The sequence below is a fragment of the Christensenella sp. KGMB01412 genome (genome assembly GCF_055522415.1).
The window spans coordinates 109,459-133,913 of sequence record NZ_JBVFVW010000003.1; the positions used below are offsets into that span (position 1 = coordinate 109,459).

A 24,455-nucleotide genomic window follows, 5' to 3' on the forward strand; every position below is an offset into this window, starting at 1 on the left:
TTTGTATTGAGAATCATACCTGCCCTGAAATCCTTTACACAGAACCAGATGCCGACGATTTATGAAGTAATTTCCACTTTAATTGCATGTCGAAAAGGATGCTTTTTAAAACGTTTAAAGAGAGTTTGTATTCTTTTAAAATATCAAGAAGTTCCGCATTACCTAAAAGATCAATTGCTATGCTGCGCTCAATCCCCGCTAACTTAGACAAATAATCGGACACCATAATTTCTAAATCCCAATCGTAGTTAGGGGCTTGGATTATATCTACGAATTCATAAACGAATCCTAACGGCCTGTTCAATGAGAAATAAGTTATTTCAGATGCATTTCGCTTTTTTTGTAAAGCTAATGCTTTGCTCACTGAATCGTAGATGTGAGTCTTAAAATCCATTTCATCATCGCATGTAATATCTGCATAAAACAAACCAATCATCGCCGCTGATTCGATTTCTTCACGCCGCATTTTCTTTAGATAGGGTGAGCATGCATCAAAAATAGTTTTGCAATATCTATCCAACAAAAAATCAAACCTAACATTATAATCAACCATTTTTTACCACATCAATTCTTTCAGCCCTTGGATTTTTTTTTTGAAGGCTTTGACGAATTTGGTATTTTTGTTTGATCCTTTTCTCCAACCCACATTTCAATTTCCTTCACGTACTCCATATTATAGGTGACAGGAAGCATGACGTGCATAGCTTTTAATTCGTTAGCGAATTCTCTTGCCGTTATTGCGGATTTTCGAGGTACATTGTATGCTGCAGGATCATCATCCCCGCAGCGCCTTATCAATATAGTACTGGCTTTATCCCTTGGATCATCGCTTACCTGAAACATTATTTTCGTCCAATTAAACAAAGCTCTAAAACGCGAACTAAGACAAACAGAGCCTTTACTATTTACTTTAATCGAAACTGTGTTCAATCTGTTTGGTTTTCGTGGCACATCGCGGAATTTAGTAATATCGATTTTAGTGATATCCAAAGTTTCATCACCCCACAAAGATAAAATTCAGTATAAAAATATGGTGTTTATGATAAAAATATAGTATCATTTTTTTATCAGATAAACAATATTTTTAAGTGTTTTCGGAGAATTTGATGAAAAATGGCGCAAGTTTTGAAAGTTTTGTAGCATATGTCTACCAGTCGCTTCTGGATTTAAGTAGTTTTGATAGCATTGTCTCAAAAAATGTTTCCATTAAAGGGCTTTCCGGCCTGGTGAGTGAGTTTGATGTATATTATGAGTTTAATCATCTGAATATGCGTTTTCGGGTCGCCATAGAATGCAAAGACTGGTCGAAAGCTGTGGATGTGAGCCAAGTAAGGGATTTTGGTTCTAAAATAAGCGATTTGAATAATATTGCAGGGGTGTTTATAGCTCGCAGTGGATACCAAACAGGTGCTAAGCAGTATGCAGAGAAAAAGGGGATTTTACTCTTGACAATCGATGATTTACCTACCATTCCCCAGTTGCTTGGCGCCAAAATTTCAAAATTGCTTTTACCTGATGAACATGTTATGGGGGAGCCATTTTGGGCCCTATTAGGTACAAACGACACAAAGCCGGACGGAACTTATTATTCTCTTCCCGACGAGCCGGAGGTTGTGATACCACTTTTTTTCTCTAAAAATGTTGCAAAACAATTCCATATGGCTCAAAGCGACCCAAGTGAATGGTGTGTCAGGGGAATTTCCCAAAACCATTTGAGTTTTCTGATTGATATGCCACAACCTGCTTTTGCCGTATGCATATTGCCCACTGTTCGGAGCGAAATACAATTCATTTATTTAAGCAAGCAGGATGTAAAAGCGAATTACTTGTTTCGTTGATATCGCCATATGATCAAACGTATATAAAGGTGAACAATGCGACACAATTGGCACATCATTTCATCATTTTCATAAAGCGTGTGTAAGAAACGTGTATAGAAAAAAGAAAACCCGCTATATAAGCGGGTTATTCTTGCATATGTAATGTGTTGCCGAAATAGATGTCGCCTGGAAAAGGCTTGGTTATAATATTTTAGAACAATACTGTTCAAGGTTTTCCACATTATCTTTATTCAATTACTGTGGCTATTGCCAACCGTTTTTCATTGAACTCTACTAGGAGGATACATTTTTAAATTCCATTAGTGAAGAATACTAACTCTATTCCGACAAATATGCTATAATTGTAACAAAATGTGAAAGGCGATACGATAGATGGGTGAGCGGATTTTTCTTGATGGGGTATTCATTCCGGCAATCAATTTCTCTATGCAACAAAATGCCGTTCCTGTTCTACGGCAATTTACAATAAAAAATCAAACAGCTGAACCAATCGAAAATATTGAAATCAATATAGTTTCGTCGCCGGAATTCGTCATTCCTTGGCACAAGCATATTGATATGTTGCCTTCGGATGGGAACCTGAGTCTCGGGGCAGTAAACCTTGCTTTCTACTCAGAGTACCTTTTCTCTCACGGAGAAACTGTCGGGAACACTTCATATTACTGTCGCGTCTGGAACTGAAACACTGGAGGAAATGATACAACCTATTGATTTACTAGCATATGATCAATGGGCTGGAACTGCTGTTATGCCTGAAATGCTGGCCGCGTTTGTCACACCCAATCATACATATATTACACGCATTCTGGCAGCAGCTGGTGTGTTTTTGGAAAAGTGGGATAACGATCCTTCATTCACTGCTTACCAGAGCAAAGATCCAAATCGGGTGCGAAAACAGATTGCTGCTATTTATGGCGCCATTCAGCAAGAAAATATAATGTATATCCAGGCACCACCAAGTTTTGAAATCATGGGGCAACGTATTCGGTTAAGCGATAGTATCAATACGGATAAAATGGCAAACTGCCTGGATCTGACCCTTCTGTTTGCGTCTTGTCTTGAAGCCGCCGGGCTGAATGCTTTGTTAGTATGTGTGGAAGGGCATGCCTTTGTAGGTTGCTGGCTGGAAGACGAGTGCTTTCCTGAATGCGTGCAGGATGACGCTTCTTTGCTGGGCAAACGCATTGCCGAGGGGATTCATGAAATTTGTCTTGTAGAGTGCACCACAATGACAGCGGGAAGCGGAGCCGATTTTGACGCTGCCGAGCGAGCCGCCGCCAAAAAGTTGGAAACTGCCTGTTTTGATATGGTGGTAGATGTCAAGCGTGCCAGAGGAAGTGGCATTCGGCCAATTCCGCTTCGCATTACAGGGCAGGATGGTTCGGTGTCCTATGAGAAAACAGAACTTCGGCAAAACACAACAGATGGTATTACCTCGGCACCCAGAGAAGTGGCAGTCTACGATAAACTCCCATACGCAAACGGGATTCAAACAACAAAACAACAGGTATGGGAGCGCAAACTGCTGGATCTCAGCCTGCGCAATACACTGCTGAATTTCAGGGTGACCAGAAATTCCATTCAGTTGCTCACCAACCACCTTGGCCGGCTGGAGGACGCCATTTCGGATGGGCAGGAATTTCAAATTATGCATATGCCCCAGGATTTGGTCAGCAATATGCGAGACTCGAAGATATTCGAGATTGAAACAGGAAAAGATATCCTGGATGTGATGATGGATACCGAATTTGACAATCACCGCCTGCGCACATTTTTGAGCGAGGGGGAACTTGCGGCCAGAATTGTTCACTTGTATCGGCAGGCCAAGGTAGGTCTTGAGGAAAACGGCGCAAACACACTATTTCTTGCTCTGGGATTCCTGCGCTGGTACGAAAATGACATAACAGAAAAAGCCCGGTATGCGCCATTAGTTTTATTGCCAGTGGATATCGTACGAAAATCTGCACTCAAAGGATATGTTGTACGCATCCGGGATGAAGAACCACAGATGAATATCACCTTGCTTGAAATGCTGCGACAGGATTTTGGCCTTACTATCAGCGGGCTGGATCCGTTACCTACAGACGATAAGGGCGTAGACCTGAGCCTGATATTCAACATCATTCGGCAGGCGGTTATGGACAAATCCCGCTGGGACGTTGAGTCATTGGCATTTTTGGGCATTTTTTCATTCGGGCAATTCATTATGTGGAACGATATACGCAATCGTTCGGAAGAGTTGCGCCAAAACAAAATTGTTGCCAGCCTGATGACTGGCAACTTAGAATGGGAGCAAAAGGATAGTTTTCCAAAAGCGGACAATCTGGATGCTATCTTCTCGCCGGCGGATCTTGCCATCCCAACAAGCACCGACTCCTCGCAGTTAACTGCCATTTGTGCCGCCAGTGAGGGAAACAGTTTTGTTTTACACGGCCCTCCTGGTACAGGGAAATCACAAACGATTACCAACATTATTGCAAACATGCTGTTTCAAGGGAAAACGGTCTTGTTCATTGCAGAAAAAATGGCTGCGCTTTCCGTGGTGGAAAAAAGACTGTCCAACATTGGGCTTGGGCCGTTCAGTTTGGAGTTGCACTCCAACAAAGCGCGAAAAAAGGATGTACTAAACCAACTGGAGGAAACGCTTGGCATTGGCCAGCTCAAAAGACCGCAGGAGTATGAGCAGGAAGCTGAGCGCCTGTATGAATTGCGCAAGGGCTTAAATGCCACGATGCAGGCAATCCACAAAAAGCAGGCCTGCGGCCTTTCTTTATATGAAATCATCTCTGTTTATGAGAATTACATTAAGGCGCCTGGGTCTATTGCCATAAACGAAGCGGTGGTTGAAAGTTATACTCAGCAAAAACACGCGCAATGGATAGATACATTAGACAAGGTCGCCACAACCTCGCAGGCGTGTGGTGGCGCGCATAAAAACCCTTTGTGCGCTTTGCGTACTTCAACCTACTCCTCACAGCTGCGGGATGCTATAGGAAACAGTGGAACGTCGTATAAAAATACCCTTACTGAACTAAAAGACACGGTAACACAACTGGCGGCGCTTTTTACGTTGCCATTTTCCGAGCAAAAGGAACAATGCTTTGTCATTGCCCGGCTTTGTACCCTTCTGTTTGAAGGAGAATATATTCCACAAAAGCTATATGAATGCGCGGATCTTTCTCAAATGGAAGAGCTTGTCATGTCTGTATGTCAGCATGGAAAACAGCGCGATGCACTTGCTGGTCAATTGCTCAATGACTTTACCGAAGATGTGCTGTCTTTTGACGAGGAAGGTGCCCGAATTGCGTGGAATGCGGCCTCGGGAAAGTGGTTCCTGCCCAAGGCGCTGGGCCAAAACCGGGTTATCAAATCATTAAGACCTCTTTGTAAAAACCCTGCTGTACTGCAGAAACAGAGCATATCGAATATTCTTGACACTATCACTGCATATAAACTAAATGCGAAAATTGTGGGGGACAATAGCCAAGCATTTGGAGATCGGTTTGGGTTTGTCTGGAACAATGGCTATGCTAATTTTGACCAAATCAATGCCATTTACACACAAACGGTCTCCTTGCGTCAAACACTGGTGACGGCAAGTGCTTCTGTCGAAGGGAAAGCAAAGGCGGATGCCATTTTGGCCAAGGGATATTTTGCTGACACAGTTGCTTTCCGCCAATTGAACGAAGGGATGAATGTTCGCCTGCAAACATTGATGGGGCAGCTAACTGCGGGTGAGCACGCTCTTACAGAAGTGGGAATTTGTGATACCAGTGTATTTGCCCCACGTGAGAACTGGATTTCCCATATGTGCCAAATGGTTGATGGCTGGCTGGCCAATCTCAACGAATTGAGAGATTGGTGCATCTATCTCTCCGCCAAACAGGAAGCGGATGCAATGGGGCTGCAAAGTGCTGTTGAGGCTTTGGAAAGCGGACTGGTATCAGAGAGTGATTTGGTTGCTGCGTTTGAGAGGGCGTTGCACCTTTCCACCGCTGAAAGGATTATTGCCGCAGATGCTTCATTGCAAAATTTTAGTGGCACCGGGATGGAAACGAATATCCGGCATTATCGCGAGGCCTCTTCTTGTTTTGAACAGCTTACGCGCGAAGAACTTTTAGCGCAACTCTCCTCCAAAGTCCCAAACACAAATGCAAATGTGGCAGATTCCTCCGAAATCGGAATTTTGAAACGGGCAATCCGTAGCGGAGGGCGCGGCCTCTCTATACGGAGGTTGTTTGACATGATCCCGAACCTTTTGCCAAGGCTGTGCCCCTGCCTTTTGATGAGTCCGATTTCTGTGGCGCAATATATTGATCCTTCCTATCCACAGTTTGATTTAGTAATATTTGATGAGGCGTCACAATTACCTACAAGTGAAGCCGTGGGCGCCGTTGCGCGAGGTAAGAACCTGATTGTGGTTGGCGACCCAAAACAGTTGCCGCCGACCAGCTTTTTTGAGAGCAACCGGACAGACGAAGATAATTTTGAGCAGGAAGACCTCGAAAGCATTCTGGATGATTGCCTGGCGCTCTCCATTCCAGAAACCTATTTGTTGTGGCACTATCGTTCCCGGCATGAAAGCCTAATTGCGTTTTCCAATCGCGAGTATTACAACAATGAGCTTTTGACATTCCCTTCACCCAACGCGCTTGTTTCTGAGGTGATTTTTGTCCCTGTGAAGGGTTTTTATGACCGCAGCAAGACACGGCAAAATGAAGCGGAAGCAACCGAAGTAGTGAAAGAAATTGTGCGTCGTCTGTCTGATGAGACACTCCGTAATCAAAGCATTGGAGTTGTCACCTTCAGCTCGGTGCAGCAAAATCTTATTGATGACAAGTTGCAAGAGGAGTTCGCGAGATATCCTGACCTCGATGAATGGAACAGCAATGCAAATGAACCGGTATTTATTAAGAATCTGGAAAACGTGCAGGGCGACGAGAGAGATGTGATTCTGTTCTCAGTGGGCTATGGCCCCGATGCCGAAGGTAAAGTCACCCTGAATTTCGGGCCTTTGAATCGCGCTGGTGGCTGGCGTCGGTTGAATGTGGCTGTGTCCCGCGCCCGCCAGAAGATGATCGTTTATTCAACGCTTTCACCGGAACAAATTGATCTGTCCAAAACACGTGCGGAAGGCGTTGCCGGACTGCGCGCCTTTTTGGAGTTTGCCAAAAACGGAAAGCAGGCACTGCATACGCAGGAAGCAAGAAGTGCAGACGGCGCCGACACAAATGCGATTATTAACAACATCGCGGACGCTTTACATGATATAGGTTATCAGGTCAGTACAAATATTGGATATTCACGGTACCGCCTTGATATCGGCATTGTACACCCTGATGAGCCGGATGAATACCTGCTTGGCATTCTATTGGATGGCGAACGCTACCGTGATGCAGGAACGGCGCGTGACCGCAACATACTACAGGATAACGTATTGGGCTCCCTTGGCTGGAGTATTCATCATGTGTATACGCTCGACTGGCTGCAAAGCCCGGAAAAGGAGATTCGAAAAATTGTAACGGCAGCTAAAAGAGCCTTGGAACAGCCCAGGACCCCAGTGGAACTTATCGCTGCCGTACCCTCGCCGATAAAGCCACTTGAGCAATATGAGCGGATTGAGGTTGTATCAGCCCAACCGTCAGAACAACCCAACTACACCGTTTGTGCGCTTATGCCGGTATCCCGGCCTGCAGAGACGTTTTATTTGCCAGAAAATGCGCGCATTGTTATGAATCAAATCACGGAGGTCATTCAGCAAGAGGCGCCCATCAGCAGTACCTTGCTCACAAAGCGCATCATCAACGCATGGGGCATGACACGGGCAGGGAACAGGATCAATAGTTACATGGATGACTTATACCGACGCATGCAATTGCCGCGCACCAAAACATTGGAAACAGTGTTTTACTGGAATGTTGGACAGGATCCCAAGATGTATGACCTGTACAGACCGCCGGCAAACGAAGAAACCCGGCGCAATATGGATTACATCTGCAAGGAGGAGACTGCACAAGCCATCAAGTTTGTGCTTGAGAATCAGGTGAGCCTCACGCGAGAAGATCTAAAAAGGGAAACATACAAGTTATTTGGCTTTTCGCGAATGGGTCAGAGCATGGATGATTATATCAACGCAGGGATTGACTATTCCATATTGATCGGAATCGCATTTGAAGATAGTGACCGTATTGTTCTTAAGTGAACACTTGAACCCTTGTAAAATCCATGCAATTGAATCCCTTCGGGGTAAATACATTTTCGATCGGGCAAGCCACACGATCATGGATATCGGAATCTTTCTGTTCTTCTTTGTCCGTGCTGACTCTTTCATAGGCTGCTACCAAAAGGAGAGACTTTTTATAGCTGCCCCTTTCTTTAGCTGCAGCCCTTTCCATGTTTTCTTCCCTATGGATGAGAGAATTTTCTTCATTTCTAATTCACTTGTTACTCTATGTTTTATTAAAAAACTCGATACTATACCTACAAATAAAATATTGGAGGTTTTTGTATGAACTCAAAATTGGGTGAAGCAGAAAAGCAATCGATTGTGGAACAGTATCAGCGGGGTACGTCTGTCGCAGTATTATGCTTAAAGGCAGGTATCCCACAGAGCACCATCTATTTCTGGATCAATCTTTACTGTAAAACGGTTACCGATACCGGCAGAACATTCACACCAAGAGATTTTGACGCACAGAAGAAGCGTATCGAAAAGCTGGAAGGTATCATTACTGTTCTAAAATCAGTAGATTGCACCATCTCCTCGCCATTAAAAGAGAAGTTGGATGCTTTGGAATCCCTGCGTGGGAATTTCAGTGTGTACACTCTATGTCAAGCTCTGGAGGTCCCCCGCGGCACTTTCTATAATCATATCTTCCGTAATAAGCGCAATAACACTGTTCAGAGGAAAAAGCAGGAAGAGTCACGTGTGCTGATTCGGGAAGTCTACGATGAATATGATCAACTATTTGGCGCAAAGAAAATACAGGTTATACTTGCTGAGCGGGGACATACAGGCAGCGAAAAAATCGTGGCAAAACTTATGCGCGAAATGGGGCTTTATAGCATCAGAGATATGGCAAAAAAGGAGTATAAGAAGCAGCTACGGCAGGAGAAAAAACGGAATGTGCTGGATCGACAATTCAACACAGATCAGCCTAACCAGGTTTGGGTAAGCGATGTTACCTATTTTAACTGGAATAATAAAACCTATTACATATGTGTCATTATTGATCTGTATTCTCGTAAAATTGTTACGCATCGGATTTCATTACGTAATAGCACTCAGCTTATTACAGCTACGTTCAAAGAAGCTTACACTTTGCGAAATCCAACTGGTTCCCTGACCTTTCACAGCGATCGTGGTGTGGCATACATATCATATTCTTTTCGTGGGCTGCTAAAAAGTCTGGGCGTAACACAATCGTTTTCGAATTCCGGTCAACCTCATGACAATGTTGTCTCGGAATCGTTTTTTGCTTCCATGAAAAAGGAGAAACTGTACAGGACAGATTATCGGTCTGAAATAGACTTCAAGCGGAAAGTGAGTGAATATATTGATTTTTACAATGAGAAGCGACCACATGCCACCCTGCGCTACAAAAGGCCAAATCAGGTGGAAGAAGCCTTCTTTAATAATCGTAATTGAGGCTATAAAAACTGGACAAGGGGGTTCAGATTAGGTTTTTTCAGAGTTTTGCCATGCGAAATTTGAGTTTTTGCTACTTTCAAACTGGACTTGAAAATATTTGCATCCCTCATAAACCCTCTTAACATCAGCTTTTGCGCAAAGAAAAGGTAGCTAGTCCGTTCGGATTAGCTACCTAGCTTCATATGGTGGAGACAGCTGGGCTCGAACCAGTGACCCCTTGCGTGTGGAGCAAGTGCTCTACCAACTGAGCTATGCCTCCGATGTGTTTTATTATAGCATAGATGTTAGCGCTTGAAAATGGATTTTTTTTGAAATACGCTACTTTTTTATGGGCAACGGGTTACAAATATATGCAAAGAGAATGGCAATAGGATTGGAAAACAGCATCTGTATATTAAGAAAATATAAAGATAAATGAAAAATTTGGAGTAATTTTATTAGGATTTTATGAATTTTGGTTTCGGTTCATATCCAGGCAATAAAATATGCTATAATAAAAGATATTATTAGGGCGTTGAAAGGACTGACATGGGGGAGAAAGAGCGTTTTCAGACTGACTGTAAAATGGGGCTTACGGACGAGCAGGTCAAGAGCCGGATTGACGCGGAGCTGACGAATAATTTTAACACCAACACAACAAAATCATATCGCCAGATTTTTAAAGATAATTTGTTCACTTTTTTCAATGTGCTGAATTTGGTGTTTACCGTTTTGATCATTATGACGGGCTACATCAAAGAGCTTGTCTTTTTGCTTGTAGTCGTGGGGAATCTTATCATAGGTATCGCGCAGGAGATCGTGACCAAAAAGACACTGGATAAGCTTTCCGTAATTGTCGCCGCTAAGGTGGATGTCGTGCGCAACGGCAAAGAATACAGGATTAACGTTGCAGACCTTGTACTGGACGACATTATGCAAATGAAGCCCGGCGATCAGGTATGTGCCGACGGGATTATCCTCGAAGGTACTGTGGAGGTAAACGAATCGCTGATTACGGGCGAAGCGGACGTGGTTGTAAAATCCGCAGGGGATTTTCTGTATTCCGGCAGCTTTATTGTCTCCGGTAATGCCTATACACGCGTAGAGCGGGTGGGTATGGAGAATTATGCCAACAAAATTTCATACGACGCGAAAGCGTCCAAAAAACGGACTTCCGAGCTTCGCACGGCGTTGAATAAAATATTGAAGGTTATCAGTATTATTATTGTGCCAATCGGGATATTGTTGTTCCTGAAGCAAGGGCTTATCGTGGGGCTGCCGATTGCGGATAATACGGTTAAAACAGTTGGGGCCCTCATAGGGATGATTCCGGAAGGGCTTATTTTACTGACGAGTATTTCCCTTGCGACGAGCGCGGTGATCCTCGCCACAAGGCGGACGCTTGTGCAGGACCTTTACTGTATTGAGACGCTCGCAAGGGTTGACGTGCTCTGCCTCGATAAAACAGGGACGATCACTGAGGGCAAAATGCACGTGGAAAAGGTCGTCAATCTGGATCAAACGGAATATATCGACGAGATATTGGCAAATATGGCGGGAGCCCTGCAGGACGACAACGCCACCTTCCACGCGGTTGTGGAAAAATTCGGGAAGCGGTTCGACTATCAGGTCAGGTCAATCGTACCCTTTTCCTCCGCTCGTAAATACAGCGGAGTCAGCTTTGAGCAGGAAGGAACCTACTTTCTGGGAGCGTTTGAATTTATTTTTCCTGAGGGATACGGGGATATCGATACGGAGCAGTACGCAAAAGAGGGATGCCGCGTTCTTGTTCTGGCGCACAGCGATACAATGGACGTAATCGATAATAAAGTGCCAGTGGGGATGAAGCCTTTGGCGCTGCTATTGATTACGGACCGCATCCGCGACGATGCTGCGGCGACGCTGGAATATTTCGAAAAGCAAAAGGTACAGCTTAAAATTATCTCGGGCGACAGCCCGGTCACAGTCAGCGCGGTTGCAAGGCGTGCTGGAATGAAGGAATATGACGCAGTGGATGCGACCACGCTTAAAACGCCGGAAGATATCGAAGCGGCGGCAAAGAAATACAATGTATTTGGGAGGGTTACGCCCTCGCAGAAAAAGGAACTGATTACAGCGCTGAAAAAGCAGGGGCATACGGTCGCCATGACAGGCGATGGTGTAAACGATGTTTTGGCGCTTAAGGAATCGGACTGCAGCATTGCAATGGCGTCCGGCAGCGACGCAGCCAAAAATATTGCAAACCTGGTGCTGCTTGATTCCAATTTTGCGACAATGCCGGGCATTGTAAATGAAGGCCGCAAGGTGATTAATAATATCGAGCGTGTGGCTACATTGTTTATCACCAAGACAGTATATGCCGTGTTGCTGGCGCTTGCAACTGTCATCTTCCTTGATAACAGCTATCCGTTTACGCCGCTGCAGCTTACGCTGATCAGTTTCGTAACGATTGGATTTCCTGCATTCTTTCTTGCGCTGGAACCGAATTTTGCTCCAATCAAAAAGCGGTTTTTGCTTAACATCCTGAAGAAATCGCTTCCAGGCGGATTATCTGTCATCATAGGGATTCTGGTGGTCAATATCCTCGCCGGGATTTTCAACTATACGCCCGCGGCAGTTTCCACAATGTGCATGCTGCTTGCGGTAGCAGCGGGCATGTGGGTGGTTGCAAAGGTCAGCGTACCATTTACCACTGCGCGGAAGGTTATTTTTGGAAGCGCAATCGGCCTGTTTTTCCTGTGCCTGATCTTCCTGAGTTCTTTCTTTGATATTGCACCCATCAGTCTGCCGCAGGCGGTTGTCGTGCTTGCGATTACGGCGGTGATGCCGTTCATGATGAAGCTCGTGGAAAAGGGCGTTGGAAAATGGGCGGATAAAATACTGTCAAAAAAGCTGATTAAAAAAGGCCTGAGCAAAATCAAATAGGAATGAGATAGTATTTGCCAAAAGGGGATGTTTTGAGTGTTGCTGAATGGGGCTCAGGTTCCCCTTTTGTTATCCTGTAGACCGCAGGAGGGCAAGAATAAAAAAATAGTATTGACACATCCATAGGATTCATGTTATAAATTATGTAAAAGATGTAAACGTTATCATTTTCAATGACCAGCTTTATAATACAGTACCCGGAGATACTTTATGGCAGTTACAATCAAGGATATCGCATCAAAAGCAAATGTATCCATCGCGACGGTTTCCAGATACCTGAACAACCCTGAAGTCGTCTCGGTAAAAACGGGGAAGGCCATTCAGGAAGCAATCGAAGAGCTGGACTATACGCCCAACGACATTGCGCGCAGCCTGATCACAAACAACAGTTATACGATCGGGCTGATATTACCGGATATTAATAACGTTTTTTATCCTCCTATTTTAAGAGGGATAGAGGATATCGCAGAGCAATATGATTATATTTTTTTCTTATGTAATACAGACCAGAATATACGGCGCGAAAAAAAATATATCGACGTTTTGCTCAGCAAACGGGCCGCCGGAATGATTTTTATCGGCACACGGCCAACGGACGACGAAAAAAACAGGCATATCTTTACGCTGAGTAAAAAGCTCCCCGTATTGCTCCTGTATGAGCATTTCGAGGGAATCAGCAGCATAACGACAGACGATATGCTCGGATCATACAAGGCGGTCAATTACCTGCTCGATCTTGGGCACAGGGACATAGCCTTTGTGAGCGCCCCGCCAAATTTTTCGACCTACGTGCGAAAGCGCCGCGGATATGAAAAGGCGATGCGCGAAGCCGGGATTCCATTCAGGGACGAATATGTCGTATACCAGGATGCTTATGAGTCGGGCGGTTATCAGGCGATGTGCCAGCTGCTCAAACTCAAAAACCGCCCTACCGCTGTGCACGCGGTCAACGACCAGATGGCGATCGGCGTGATGCGCGCGGCGCTTGAAAACGGGCTTAAAATACCGGAAGACCTTTCCGTAGTGGGCTTCTCCAATTCATCGATCTCTTCACAGATATATCCAAGGCTCACAACGGTAAACCAGTTTGGTTATGATGTTGGCAAAATGGCGGCAAAAAAAATAATCAATATGATCAATAAAAAAGACGTGGACAAAACCATGGAATTGATCGAGCCTGAGCTTGTTGTCAGGAACTCCTGCGCAAGAATAGGGCAGTAACCGCTTTTTATAAATACATTTTATTACAGTTATCAAATAGTTACGTAAGCAATATTGCTGTACGGCGTTCACGATTGTATCCGTGTCGTTCGCTGCGGCTCATGAATTAACTGTAAATTTTCACAGGAAACACAACTGAATGAAAGCAAATGCTTAACTCTGGTAAAAAAGGATGATGGCAATATTATTTAAACAAAAATGAAAACGTTTACATTTCGAGACATGACAATACGAAAAGGAGAAAATGAGATGAAAGCAGTCGTTTATGAAAAACCAAGGGAGTTTGGCGTTACGGAAATCGGCAAACCAAAAATCGAGGACAATCAGGTACTTTTAAAAGTGGAGCTGTGCGGGATTTGCCGTACGGATATGCACATCCATAACGGTGAATTTATTTCACGCTTTCCGCTTACGCCTGGGCATGAATTTACGGGATATGTCAGCGAAGTCGGCAAAAATGTAGAAGGGTTTGCGGTTGGGGACAGGGTGGTTGCAGATAACACGGTACTGTGCGGGGAATGCGAATATTGCCGTCGCGATATGCCGCTTTTCTGCGAACGTTTTTATTCCCTTGGTGTAAATGGACCGGGTGGATTCGCGGAATATGTCGCAGTCAATTATGACAAGGTGTTCCACATCAGCGACAGCCTTACGTTTGAGCAGGCCGCGTTTGCGGAGCCGGTTGCTTGCGCGGTGCATGGAATGGATGTGATCGACGTTTCGTGCGGGGATGACATTCTGGTTTTCGGCGCGGGGCCGACCGGTATTATTTTGACGCAGCTTTTGAAGCAGGGCGGGGCGGGCCGTGTAGTAGTATGTGCTTCCTCCCGCAAAAAACTGGAGCTGATCGAAAAAAACGGATATGCGCAAACAGTCCTGATGGACAGGGGCGATTACTCTTTGCACACGGGCGAACTGATCGATATGGCTCCGAAGGGCTTTGATATCGTAGTCGACGCCACAGGCTCGCCAAAGGTTCTCGAGCAATGCTTCAATTTTGTCCGGCCAACCGGAAAGATCGTGATTTATGGAGTTTGCGGAAATGACGAACGTATCACGATCAGCCCATACCGCATTTTTGAAAATGAGCTGAAGATACTCGGTTCCTTTGCACAGACGCATTGTTTTCCCCGTGCGGTGAAGTTTCTGGAGGAAGGAATCGTCAAGGTGGACGACCTTGTTTCCAGCACGTATCCTTTGAGCGAATTTTCCGATGCGCTGGAGTTGATGGAAAAGGGAAAAGACATTTTGAAAATTATGATAAAGCCATAACAGGCGGCTTCAAAAGCACTTGAATGAAAGGGGGAAAAACATGAACGGTGAGAACGAATTTATTCTGGAGATGAAGAACTGCCGAAAGGAATTTCCGGGCGTTGTGGCGCTCGACGATGTTTCCCTGTATGTAAAGCGCGGGGAAGTACATGCGCTGATGGGGGAAAATGGCGCGGGGAAATCCACCATCATGAAAATACTTGCGGGGATTTATACCCTGGACGGCGGAGAAATCCTTATGAATGGGGAACCCTTTGTTGCAAAAAGTCCTGCGGACGCACTGCAAAAGGGCATATCCATGATCCATCAGGAGCTAGAAATGCTTCCGGATATGACTGTGGAACAAAACATCTTCGCCGGAAGGGAAAAAGCGGGGCCCTGCGGGGTAATCAACAGGAAAAAGCTGGTCAGGCAGGCGCAAAAAATACTGGATGATATGAATCTTGATATTGACGCGAATACCCGTGTACGGGATCTCAGCGTTGCCCAGATGCAGATGGTGGAGATTGCCAAGGCAACCTCTGTCAATGCGGAGATCATCATTATGGACGAGCCGACCTCGGCAATCCCGGATAAAGAAGTGGAACAGCTTTTCGAAATTATCGGACGTCTTAAAAAACAAAATAAAGCAATTATCTATATTTCCCACAGGCTGGATGAGATTTTCCAGATTACAGACATGATCACTGTGATGCGCGACGGCTGTCTTGTGGGCACAAAGCCCACAAAGGATATCACGCGTGAAGAGCTTGTGCATATGATGGTAGGCCGGGAGCTTAAGGATATGTTTGTCAAAGAGAGCGGCCGGGAATTTGGGAAGAACAGCGACGTGGTACTGAAGGTGGAAGGGCTCACCCGGGAAGGTGAATTTGAGGACGTAAGCTTTGAAGTGCACCGCGGAGAAATTTTTGGCATTTCAGGCCTCATGGGCGCAGGGCGAACAGAGGTAATGGAAACTGTGTTTGGCATGCGCAGCGCGGATGCGGGAGAAATATACCTGAACGGAAACAAGGTAAAGATCAAAACGCCAAAGGATGCTATTCGGCAGGGAATCGCGTTTATCACTGAGGACAGGAAGCTGTACGGACTGAATCTCTTAGGCTCGATCAAAACAAACATAACGCAGGCATATATGGATCAAATCACCAAAATGAGCTGCATTATGGATTTGAAAAAGGAAAAGGGGACAGTCGATTCCCTGATGAAAACACTTCGCGTAAAAGCGCCGGACAGGGAAACAATCGTCAATAATTTATCCGGCGGGAACCAGCAAAAGGTTGTCATTGCCAAATGGCTGATGGGGAAACCGGACGTACTCATTATGGACGAGCCGACGCGGGGAATTGACGTGGGCGCAAAGGCGGAGATTTACCAGATCATGGACTCCCTTGCAAAAGAGGGAAAGACGATTATTATGATCTCTTCGGAAATGCCTGAGCTTCTTGGAATGAGCGACCGCGTGGTGGTGTTGTGCAACGGGAGGATAACAGGAGAATTTCTGCGGGATGAATGCAGTCAGGAAAAGCTGATGGCATGTGCGATTGGCGAGGGAGGTATGAACTAATGGAAAAGAGTTTGAAACAATTTGGTGTAAAAAAGTTACTTGGAAAATATGCGGTATACCTGGCGTTTTTGATACTGTTTATCGCGTGCGCGCTCGCGTCGCCGGTGTTCCTCACCGCAAATAACCTGATCAATGTGCTGCGGCAGATCGCCGTCATCGGAATCATCAGCGTGGGCATGACGTTCGTTATTATTACAGGCGGAATCGACCTCTCGGTAGGCGCGATCGTAGCAATGAGCGCGGTCGTCGCCACAAGCTTTGCCAGGGAAGGCTCGCAGTTCCCCGTAGGATTTGCGGTGCTCCTTGGCATTCTGGTCGGCCTTGCAATGGGCGCGTTTACAGGCTTCTTTGTTGCAAAAATGAAAGTCGCCCCGTTTATCGCCACGCTTGCCACAATGACCATAGGCAGGGGGTTTGCTTATATCTATACGGATGGTAGGCCGATCACGGGCCTTTCCGACGCATATACGTTTATTGGAAAAGGAACGGTCGGCGTGGTTCCGGTTCCGGTCATCATTTTTGCGGTGGTGGTGGTAATCGGCGTGTTCCTGCTGCATTACACTAAATTCGGACGGCAGGTATTCGCGGTCGGCGGAAACGAGCATTCGGCGGTCGTATCCGGCATCAACGCCACAAAAATCAAATTTTTCGTTTACCTGCTTTCAGGCCTGCTTTCAGCAGTTGCGGCAATCGTGCTTTCCTCGCGGATACAGACAGGGCAACCAAACGCGGGAGACGGATACGAGCTTGACGCGATTACCGCGGTCGTGATCGGCGGTACCAGTCTTTCCGGGGGAACGGGAACAATCGTCGGCTCTATGATCGGTATGCTGATTATCGGCGTGATGACCAATGGGCTTGACCTTTTGAGCGTATCGTCATATTACCAGCAGGTAATCAAAGGCGTAATCATACTCGTCGCGGTCACGATGGACCGCAAAAAATTAGCATAGGAATTAAATTTGCCGAAAGGCAGAAAAAAAGGCTCACAAGCCAAATAACAGGAGGAAAACATGAAAAAAATAGTGGTTTTGGTTTTGGCGGTATTCCTGGCGTTTTCGCTGGTCGCTTGTTCTGCGGGAGGGGAAACCCCAAGCGCGGCGGCAACGGAAAGTGCCGCAGGATCGGCAGAACAGACAGAATCGGCTCAGCCGGCTGCACAGTCAGGGGAAAAGGACGAATATGTAATCGGCGTAACCATCCCCAATATGCAGAATGAATCGAATGCGGTATACGCCGAGGCAATGCAGAAGTACGCAGACGAGCTTGGCAATGTAAAGCTGCTCGTGACGGATGGCGCTGGTTCGGCGGAAAACCAGGTATCCCAGTGCGAAACCTTTGCAACACAGGGAGTGGACGCCGTCATCCTTTGCCCATACGACGCGCAGGGCTGCGTACCTGCGGCACAGGCGTGCGTGGATGCGGGCATCCCGGTGCTGACCTCTAAGGTTGAAATTGCCGACCAGAGCCTTGTATCCTGCTATGTTGGGGCGGACGATTTCAACGGCGGCCAGATCGAAATGCAGTATATTGCGGATAAGCTTGGCGGTAAGGGAAATATCGTAGTACTGGAAGGCCCGACGGGGATTTCTGCGGCGACGCTCCGCATGGACGGCATCAACGACGTACTGGCAAAATACCCGGACATCAAGGTTTTGCATACGCAGCCTGCGGACTGGGACCGTAACCTTGCAATGCAAACCATGGAAAACTGGCTGCAGCTTGGAGAACAAATCGACGCGGTTGTCGCGCACAACGATGAAATGGCGCTCGGCGCATATGACGCGCTCAAAGACGCAGGAAAAGAAAAAGAGGTTCCGGTGATTGGCATTGACGCGATTGACGCTGCGCTCGAGTCTGTAAAAGCGGGAGGCCTCACGGCGACAGTATTCCAGGATGTAGAGGGAATCGCGCGCAAGGCTGTTGATGTTGCACTGGAGATTGCACAGGGCAAAACGGTTGACGAGAACTATTATATTGACTATGTGCTGATCGATTCCAGTAATATTGACGAATACGCGAAGTAATAGTGTGTGTGCAGGTACCGTTTTTTGAAGCGGTACCTGCCAATAATCCGAAGGCCCGCGGGGCACGGAAGAGGATAATCGAGTCCGCAGGGCCAAAAACAAGGAGTAAGCAGTATGAAAAACCAGACGGCTTTTTTAGACGAAGCGTTTAAAATTAATATCAGGAATACGAAAATGCCGCAGATTGGCGACGAGGATGTTCTGGTAAAAATATCGCATGTCACAATTTGCGGATCGGATGCGTATTTTTTCAGGGATCCTACGTTTGCGGGTACGATTGTGCCCCCCATTCTTCCAATCGTTCTGGGACATGAATGCGGGGGCGTGATCGAAGAGGTCGGATCGAACGTAAAGCACCTCAAAAAGGGAGACCGGGTGGCGATTGAGCCCGGGGCAGGCTGCGGCGAATGCGATGATTGCCTGAGCGGACGGTATAACCTGTGCCGCGATATGGATTTTATGGCCGCTCCGCCTTTTACAAGGGGAGCGCTCTCAAGATATGTTTCGCATCCGGCGAAAATGGTATTCAAACTACCGGACAATATGGATACCATAGAAGGAGCCCTTATTGAGCCTCTTTCCGTTGGGATGCACGCCGCAAACAGGGGTGGTGCAAAGCTGGGGAAAACGGCTGTCGTGCTTGGCACGGGCTGCATTGGCCTGATGACCATAGCGTCCCTGAAAGCAATGGGAGTAAGCACGGTTATTGCCTCAGACCTGTATCAAAACAGGCTTGAGAATGCGAAAAAAATGGGCGCAGGCAATACAGTGAATGCAAAAGAGGAAGACGTCAAAAAAAGGGTGATGGAGCTTACCGGCGGACGAGGGGCGGACCTTGTGTTCGAAACTGCGGGAAACCCAAAAACAGCGGCGCAGACGATAGACCTTGTAAGGCCGGGCGGCAAGATTGTTATGGTGGGAAATGTGCATGGAGAAACCCCGTTCCGGTTTATGGAAGCGAACAACAAGGAAGCGGATGTGATTTCCGTATTCCGCTATGTTAACATCTATCCTATGGCAATCAGCGCGGTGGCAAGCGGACAGATCAACGTAAAGGATATGATCAGCAAAACCTTCCCGTTCGAAAAAACGCAGGAAGCGTTTGAATGCGCGGTAAACGAGCAGGATACCGTAATGAAGGTATTGATCGAATTCTGAAAAGAAGGAAACGAAAAGGCATGAAGAAAACGGGAATTATCAATAAGAAGCTGTGCGAGCAGCTTGCAGGGCTTGGGCATACGGATTGCTTTTTGGTGTGCGACGCAGGATTTCCAGTCCCGCGGGATGCAATATGTATCGATCTTGCCATACGGTTTGGGGAACCGGGACTCACGGATTGCGTGGACGCCATCCTTTCCGAGGTGATTGTGGAAGAAGTGGCGATTGCAGAAGAGAGCCTCGAAAACAACCGGATATTACCGGACTATGTGGAAAAAAGATTCCGAAACCAAAGGATAAGTACGCTGCCGCAAAAAGAACTTGCAGAATGTGGAAAAAATGCAAAGTTTATTGTGCGGAGCGGCGATGTGGAGCCATATTCGAATATTCTGCTTACGGCGGCTTCAGGCGTGGAAAAGTACAGGCGCGGCCTGGTGATAGAGCCGGATTGACAGGAGCCTGCCAAAGCGGCTGATAGCATGTGGATGAGCGGATAAAAAAATATTTTTCAAAAGGGCGGCATATATTTTCAAAGCCGCCTTTTTGTATACAACTTTGAAACAAATGCCATATAAAATAATTTAAGGACTTTGTGGAATGATAGCCAATATCAACGGGTGTTATGCTATAATGAAAACGTAGGCTGTGGGTGTGATATTGAAAGGGTTCATTTTGCCCCCATGGATCGCCATGGGGATTTTTTATGCAACGGAGGATACGGTGTGGAGCCAATCATTGCCGCCAGGAATTTAAAAAAAATATACCGGATGGGAAGCGCGAAGATACACGCTCTGGACGGCGTTGATATCGACGTGATGCCGGGTGAGATATGCGCGATTCTGGGAACCTCAGGCAGCGGAAAATCAACGCTGCTGAGCCTGCTTGCAGGCCTTGAGCATCCGAGTGCCGGTAAAATTTTCATCAAGAAAAAACCAACCTATAAGATGACGGAAAAAGAGCTGGTGGATTTCCGGCTGGAGCACATTGGATTCGTATTCCAGTCCTTTAACCTGATGCCCACGATGACCGCGGCTGAAAATGTGGCTCTGCCGCTGATGTTCCGCGGCGTTCCGCGCGCAAAGCGTCTCAAGGCTGCAAAAAAGCTTCTGATCAAAATGGGCATGAAGCAGCAGCTTGGTAACCATCCAAACCAGCTTTCCGGAGGGCAGCAGCAGCGCGTATCCATCGCGCGTGCAATCATCGCAAAGCCTGAAATTATTTTTGCGGACGAGCCGACCGGAAACCTTGATTCTGCAACAGCAATACAAATCATGGATATTATGTGCGGCGCCGCGAGGGAACGGGGCGCTACGCTGCTTTTTGTAACGCACGATCCAAGCAAGGCGGAATATGCGGATCAGGTTATACATATTATTGACGGAAAGGTTGCAAAGCGGGAGACGCGCAGCCGTGAAATCGATGCAGAAACCATCGTACAGGCAGAATTAGGAACACAAGGAGAAGAATGAAATGAAAAAACGGATTTTAGTATTTGTGCTCGTGCTGCTACTGGCATTTGGCTGTATGGTCCCGGTTGCGGGAGCTACGGTGCCCGAGTCAAACCGCGGAACGGCATTGCGTATCGATGCGACCTACCTCTATCCTGGTATGGATAATACCTATCAGGGCGGTTACAGTCCCACGGTATCGGACGGACAGGCGCAAATCGTGCTGCCGCTGATCGATGGGGCCGGCTCGCAGCAGGTAAAAGCCGGCGCGGAGGTCAACATTTCAGTAAACCTTGGGGATCCGTCAAAAGCCCCGTTTGTGTTCAATAATTATGATACGGTGGTAAAAAAGCAAAGCAATTCGCTTGCAGACGGCAGTACAAGGGATTCTTATCTGGTAAATCTCGACCTGCCGCTTGCGGAAAACCGGACAAACGGCAATTATCCTGTGGTAATCACCGCAAAATATCCAATCGCGGACGGGACGGTCAAGATGCAGGAATTTACCGTTTTTGTCAAAATTACAGATGGAAGCGGCCCGGCAGATCCGGGCGGCGAGCCTTCTTCAGAACCAACGCCCGATGAGCCGGCAGTAGATCCGGGAACGGGCGGCGGCAGTGGCGGCGGTGGCGGCGGTGGAGGTACCGCTTCGCAGCCAAAGGTGATTATCAGCAATTATACAATCTCGCCGGATCCGGTCAATGCGGGCGAGCGTTTTACGGTGGATGTGACGCTTACCAATACGAGCAAATCTACAAGCGTAAAAAATATCACGGTTACGTTCAAAAGCCAGACAACGGATCTGATGCCCGGCGATAACACCAACACGGCTTACATCGAAAAAATCAGTCCGCAGAAAACGGCGGATTTCAGTTTTTCCATGATTGCGCGTGCCGACGCAAAGGCAGGGCCGCAGAAAATAGATATTGCGATTGCTTACGAGGACAGTCAGGCGGCCCAGCTTACCGCTGCGGATGAAATCAGCGTTGAGGTGCACCAGAAAATCCGTCTGGAATACGATCCGCCGAAATTTCCCACACAGGTATATATGGGGGATTCCACCTCGGCGAGCCTGAATCTTTATAACAAGGGTAAAAATACGCTGTATAACGTGACGGTAACGCTTGACGTTCCGGGCCTTACGCCTGAATCGAGCGCGTTCCTTGGGAATATGGAATCCGGAACGGCAAAAACAGCGGACATTTATGCGGCTGTCGCGCCCGATCCAACCGCAGGCATGGAGCCGGCAGGGGAAGACGGAATGGCGGACGGCGGCGGTATGGCAATGGCAGGTATGGAAGCCGGAGTCGATATGTCTGTAATCGGCGGTGCGGATGGCCCGGCAGGTATGGCTGTGAATAACGAAGGGGACGTCAAGGATGGCGCAGCTGCTTCAGGCGAAGCGGGCGCAGATATGGCGGAGATGGTGCAGCCCGGGCCGGTGGAAGGAAATTTCGTCGTTACGTATGAGGATGAGTATGGCGAAGAATATGAGATCAAAGTACCGGTATCGACAGAGCTCGTGCCCATGCCCGATTATAACGGCGGCATGGAGCCGGGAGAAGATATTCCGCCGGAGGAGTCCGGTTTCCCATGGTGGGGATGGGTTCTGATTGCAGCAGGCGCTGCTGCCGTGGTAATCGTAGTCGTGCTCAAAAAGAAAAAGAAGAAACGCGCGCAGGAGCTTGAGGAGGATATGGACGACGATGACATTCTTTGATATAGTCGCGCTTGCGGCGTCTAATCTGTGGCGGCGCAAAATGCGTACCATTCTAACGGTTTTGGGCGTTATCATCGGCACGGCATGTATTGTCATCATGGTTGCACTGGGGCTTGGAAACCTGGAGCAGTTCAAGCAAAACATTTTGCAGAGTACAGACCTGACGCAGATCGAGATATCTCCGATGGGCTCCGGCGAAAACGCAAAACTGACGGATGCGAAGTTGAACCAGATCAGGGGGATTAAGGGCGTGAAAAGCGCAACGGGCGTGATGCAGATACCCTCCTATATTGTGATGGGAAAGTACAAAGCGGATACGTCCGTCATGGCGGTTGATCCCAAAACCATGGATTTTAAGTTTATGGATGGCAGCGTTTTTTCGGACAACACGAACGTTGAGCTTGTGGTTGGAGCAAACGCGCGCCAGTTTTTTAGCGATCCAAACGATACCTCCGGCATGGGCGGAATGATGTACATGGGGGGCGGGATGGCCATGGCGACCTCCGTAGACGGGGAATACCAGGAGCCCACAGGCCCTGACGTAGACTGGGTTGGCATGAATGTGAAGTATTATCCGGGCAGCGGATACCTGATCGAAAATCCGGATCCCACCACGCCGGACCAGCCAAAGCCCAAGGAATACAGGGGAAAGATCACAGGCATACTGGAACAGTCCGACAGCCAGGAAAGCTACAATATTTATATGAGCATCCCCGCGGCAAACCAGCTGATACGGGATAACCGCAAATTGATGGATCAGGCGGGCGTAAAAGAGGGACAGTATTCCCAGGGGTATGTCAACGCGGTGGATGTGGATTCTGTGACGGATGTGCTCGCGGCGGTCAAGGATATGGGATTCCAGGCCTATAGCCCCACCGAATGGATTACGCAGATGCAGGAAGAGCAGTCGCGGCAGCAGTCGCAGCTGATTGCGATTGGCCTTATTTCGCTGCTCGTATCGGCGATTGGCATTGCAAATACCATGCTTGCAAGCATTCTGGAACGCAGCCGCGAGATCGGCGTAATGAAGGTCATTGGGCTTTCCATCCCCAAAATCAACCTGATGTTTTTGGTGGAGGCTGCAATGATCGGGCTTCTGGGGGGATTGATTGGCCTTGGTATCAGCTATATTCTGGGGGCGATCGTAAACTTTGGCGGCGGGGAGGTCAGCTTCCTTGGAATGTATTTCCAAAACGGCGTGCAGCTTTCGATCCCGTGGTGGCTTGCGCTTGGCGCGGTTGCAATCGCCGTAGGCGTGGGAATTGTGTCTGGTATCTATCCGGCGCGCAAAGCAACGAAGATGAGCCCGCTGGAGGCAATCAGGAGTTCCAACTAGGATAAATAAAAAGGCGGCTATTCATAAGAAAGTGAACCTGAAGGAATAGCTGTCAAACAGGATTAAAGTGAAAAGATCAATGAGCAGAATTTACTTATTGGTCTTTTTTTGTAGAAATGATTCCAAAAAACAAAATAGTAATTACTCGTGCGGCTTAATCCCTCTGAAAAATTCCGCAAAATCCACATTACAAACCTGGTGGAGCGCAACCAAATCCGTCACCTTTATATTGCGTTTTCCAAGTTCTATTTTGAATAAGCACTTCTTTCAAGGAGACTCCCAAGCAAATTAATTTTAGCAGTAAGCGCCTCTT

The 24,455-nt window shown here is 47.2% G+C and carries 17 protein-coding genes and 1 tRNA gene; 15 read left to right on the plus strand and 3 right to left on the minus strand.

Going from position 1 to position 24,455, the window contains the following annotated elements:
- Window positions 1-34: 34 nt before the first annotated feature.
- Both ACS5WU_RS06045 and ACS5WU_RS06050 read right to left on the minus strand, forming a co-directional pair.
- Window positions 35-553: a hypothetical protein gene (locus tag ACS5WU_RS06045; RefSeq protein ID WP_302760380.1), complete on the minus strand. Its 519-nt coding sequence runs from the start codon at window positions 551-553 to the stop codon at window positions 35-37.
- A 20-nt stretch (window positions 554-573) separates the two neighbouring features.
- Entirely contained in the window at window positions 574-990 is a 417-nt protein-coding gene (locus ACS5WU_RS06050) for a hypothetical protein (RefSeq protein ID WP_320607160.1), read from the minus strand.
- Between the two features lie 116 nt (window positions 991-1,106).
- Between ACS5WU_RS06050 and ACS5WU_RS06055 the strand changes: the two genes are divergently transcribed.
- The 4 genes from ACS5WU_RS06055 to ACS5WU_RS06070 all read left to right on the plus strand — a co-directional run bounded on the left by ACS5WU_RS06055 (window position 1,107) and on the right by ACS5WU_RS06070 (window position 9,489).
- On the plus strand, window positions 1,107-1,838 hold the full coding sequence (locus ACS5WU_RS06055) for a restriction endonuclease (RefSeq protein ID WP_320607159.1): 732 nt from the start codon (window positions 1,107-1,109) through the stop codon (window positions 1,836-1,838).
- Between the two features lie 375 nt (window positions 1,839-2,213).
- Window positions 2,214-2,522 (plus strand): hypothetical protein, encoded by a 309-nt coding sequence (locus ACS5WU_RS06060; RefSeq protein WP_465089008.1) that lies wholly within the window; start codon window positions 2,214-2,216, stop codon window positions 2,520-2,522.
- Window positions 2,523-2,535: 13 nt separating this feature from the next.
- Entirely contained in the window at window positions 2,536-8,043 is a 5,508-nt protein-coding gene (locus ACS5WU_RS06065; RefSeq protein ID WP_465089009.1) for a DUF3320 domain-containing protein, read from the plus strand.
- A 306-nt stretch (window positions 8,044-8,349) separates the two neighbouring features.
- On the plus strand, window positions 8,350-9,489 hold the full coding sequence (locus ACS5WU_RS06070; RefSeq protein WP_465089010.1) for an IS3 family transposase: 1,140 nt from the start codon (window positions 8,350-8,352) through the stop codon (window positions 9,487-9,489).
- A gap of 186 nt (window positions 9,490-9,675) precedes the next feature.
- Here the strand turns inward: ACS5WU_RS06070 and ACS5WU_RS06075 are convergent.
- Window positions 9,676-9,751, minus strand: a tRNA-Val gene (locus ACS5WU_RS06075).
- A 269-nt stretch (window positions 9,752-10,020) separates the two neighbouring features.
- Between ACS5WU_RS06075 and ACS5WU_RS06080 the strand changes: the two genes are divergently transcribed.
- The 11 genes from ACS5WU_RS06080 (at window position 10,021) to ACS5WU_RS06130 (ending at window position 24,142) form a co-directional block, all read left to right on the plus strand.
- A complete protein-coding gene (locus ACS5WU_RS06080; protein WP_302760450.1) occupies window positions 10,021-12,396 on the plus strand; it encodes a cation-translocating P-type ATPase in 2,376 nt (791 codons plus the stop codon).
- A 210-nt stretch (window positions 12,397-12,606) separates the two neighbouring features.
- Window positions 12,607-13,617, plus strand: coding sequence for a LacI family DNA-binding transcriptional regulator (locus tag ACS5WU_RS06085; protein WP_059108977.1), 1,011 nt, complete (start codon window positions 12,607-12,609; stop codon window positions 13,615-13,617).
- A gap of 249 nt (window positions 13,618-13,866) precedes the next feature.
- Entirely contained in the window at window positions 13,867-14,889 is a 1,023-nt protein-coding gene (locus ACS5WU_RS06090) for a zinc-dependent alcohol dehydrogenase family protein (protein WP_046444819.1), read from the plus strand.
- Window positions 14,890-14,929: 40 nt separating this feature from the next.
- On the plus strand, window positions 14,930-16,453 hold the full coding sequence (locus ACS5WU_RS06095; protein ID WP_046444820.1) for a sugar ABC transporter ATP-binding protein: 1,524 nt from the start codon (window positions 14,930-14,932) through the stop codon (window positions 16,451-16,453).
- On the plus strand, window positions 16,453-17,406 hold the full coding sequence (locus tag ACS5WU_RS06100; protein ID WP_046444821.1) for an ABC transporter permease: 954 nt from the start codon (window positions 16,453-16,455) through the stop codon (window positions 17,404-17,406). The genes ACS5WU_RS06095 and ACS5WU_RS06100 overlap by 1 nt, the downstream gene beginning before the upstream one ends.
- A gap of 60 nt (window positions 17,407-17,466) precedes the next feature.
- Entirely contained in the window at window positions 17,467-18,480 is a 1,014-nt protein-coding gene (locus ACS5WU_RS06105) for a substrate-binding domain-containing protein (protein ID WP_302760452.1), read from the plus strand.
- Between the two features lie 114 nt (window positions 18,481-18,594).
- Window positions 18,595-19,638, plus strand: coding sequence for an NAD(P)-dependent alcohol dehydrogenase (locus ACS5WU_RS06110; protein WP_302760453.1), 1,044 nt, complete (start codon window positions 18,595-18,597; stop codon window positions 19,636-19,638).
- A gap of 20 nt (window positions 19,639-19,658) precedes the next feature.
- The gene (rbsD, locus tag ACS5WU_RS06115) at window positions 19,659-20,090 is read left to right on the plus strand and encodes a D-ribose pyranase (RefSeq protein WP_046444824.1); all 432 of its coding nucleotides are present in this window, start codon (window positions 19,659-19,661) and stop codon (window positions 20,088-20,090) included.
- 270 nt (window positions 20,091-20,360) lie between these two features.
- Complete coding sequence (locus tag ACS5WU_RS06120; protein WP_052740634.1) at window positions 20,361-21,107, plus strand: ABC transporter ATP-binding protein; 747 nt, start codon at window positions 20,361-20,363, stop codon at window positions 21,105-21,107.
- 1 nt (window position 21,108) lies between these two features.
- The gene (locus tag ACS5WU_RS06125) at window positions 21,109-22,806 is read left to right on the plus strand and encodes a COG1361 S-layer family protein (RefSeq protein WP_302760455.1); all 1,698 of its coding nucleotides are present in this window, start codon (window positions 21,109-21,111) and stop codon (window positions 22,804-22,806) included.
- Entirely contained in the window at window positions 22,793-24,142 is a 1,350-nt protein-coding gene (locus ACS5WU_RS06130; protein ID WP_046444826.1) for an ABC transporter permease, read from the plus strand. The genes ACS5WU_RS06125 and ACS5WU_RS06130 overlap by 14 nt, the downstream gene beginning before the upstream one ends.
- Window positions 24,143-24,455: the final 313 nt, after the last annotated feature.

Coding starts and splice junctions, on each gene's coding strand:
- ACS5WU_RS06045 (WP_302760380.1), bottom strand. CDS start 553: ATGGTTGATTATAATGTTAGGTTTGATTTTTTGTTGGATAGATATTGC.
- ACS5WU_RS06055 (WP_320607159.1), top strand. CDS start 1,107: ATGAAAAATGGCGCAAGTTTTGAAAGTTTTGTAGCATATGTCTACCAG.
- ACS5WU_RS06060 (WP_465089008.1), top strand. CDS start 2,214: ATGGGTGAGCGGATTTTTCTTGATGGGGTATTCATTCCGGCAATCAAT.
- ACS5WU_RS06065 (WP_465089009.1), top strand. CDS start 2,536: ATGATACAACCTATTGATTTACTAGCATATGATCAATGGGCTGGAACT.
- ACS5WU_RS06070 (WP_465089010.1), top strand. CDS start 8,350: ATGAACTCAAAATTGGGTGAAGCAGAAAAGCAATCGATTGTGGAACAG.
- ACS5WU_RS06080 (WP_302760450.1), top strand. CDS start 10,021: ATGGGGGAGAAAGAGCGTTTTCAGACTGACTGTAAAATGGGGCTTACG.
- ACS5WU_RS06085 (WP_059108977.1), top strand. CDS start 12,607: ATGGCAGTTACAATCAAGGATATCGCATCAAAAGCAAATGTATCCATC.
- ACS5WU_RS06090 (WP_046444819.1), top strand. CDS start 13,867: ATGAAAGCAGTCGTTTATGAAAAACCAAGGGAGTTTGGCGTTACGGAA.
- ACS5WU_RS06095 (WP_046444820.1), top strand. CDS start 14,930: ATGAACGGTGAGAACGAATTTATTCTGGAGATGAAGAACTGCCGAAAG.
- ACS5WU_RS06100 (WP_046444821.1), top strand. CDS start 16,453: ATGGAAAAGAGTTTGAAACAATTTGGTGTAAAAAAGTTACTTGGAAAA.
- ACS5WU_RS06105 (WP_302760452.1), top strand. CDS start 17,467: ATGAAAAAAATAGTGGTTTTGGTTTTGGCGGTATTCCTGGCGTTTTCG.
- ACS5WU_RS06110 (WP_302760453.1), top strand. CDS start 18,595: ATGAAAAACCAGACGGCTTTTTTAGACGAAGCGTTTAAAATTAATATC.
- rbsD (WP_046444824.1), top strand. CDS start 19,659: ATGAAGAAAACGGGAATTATCAATAAGAAGCTGTGCGAGCAGCTTGCA.
- ACS5WU_RS06125 (WP_302760455.1), top strand. CDS start 21,109: ATGAAAAAACGGATTTTAGTATTTGTGCTCGTGCTGCTACTGGCATTT.
- ACS5WU_RS06130 (WP_046444826.1), top strand. CDS start 22,793: ATGACATTCTTTGATATAGTCGCGCTTGCGGCGTCTAATCTGTGGCGG.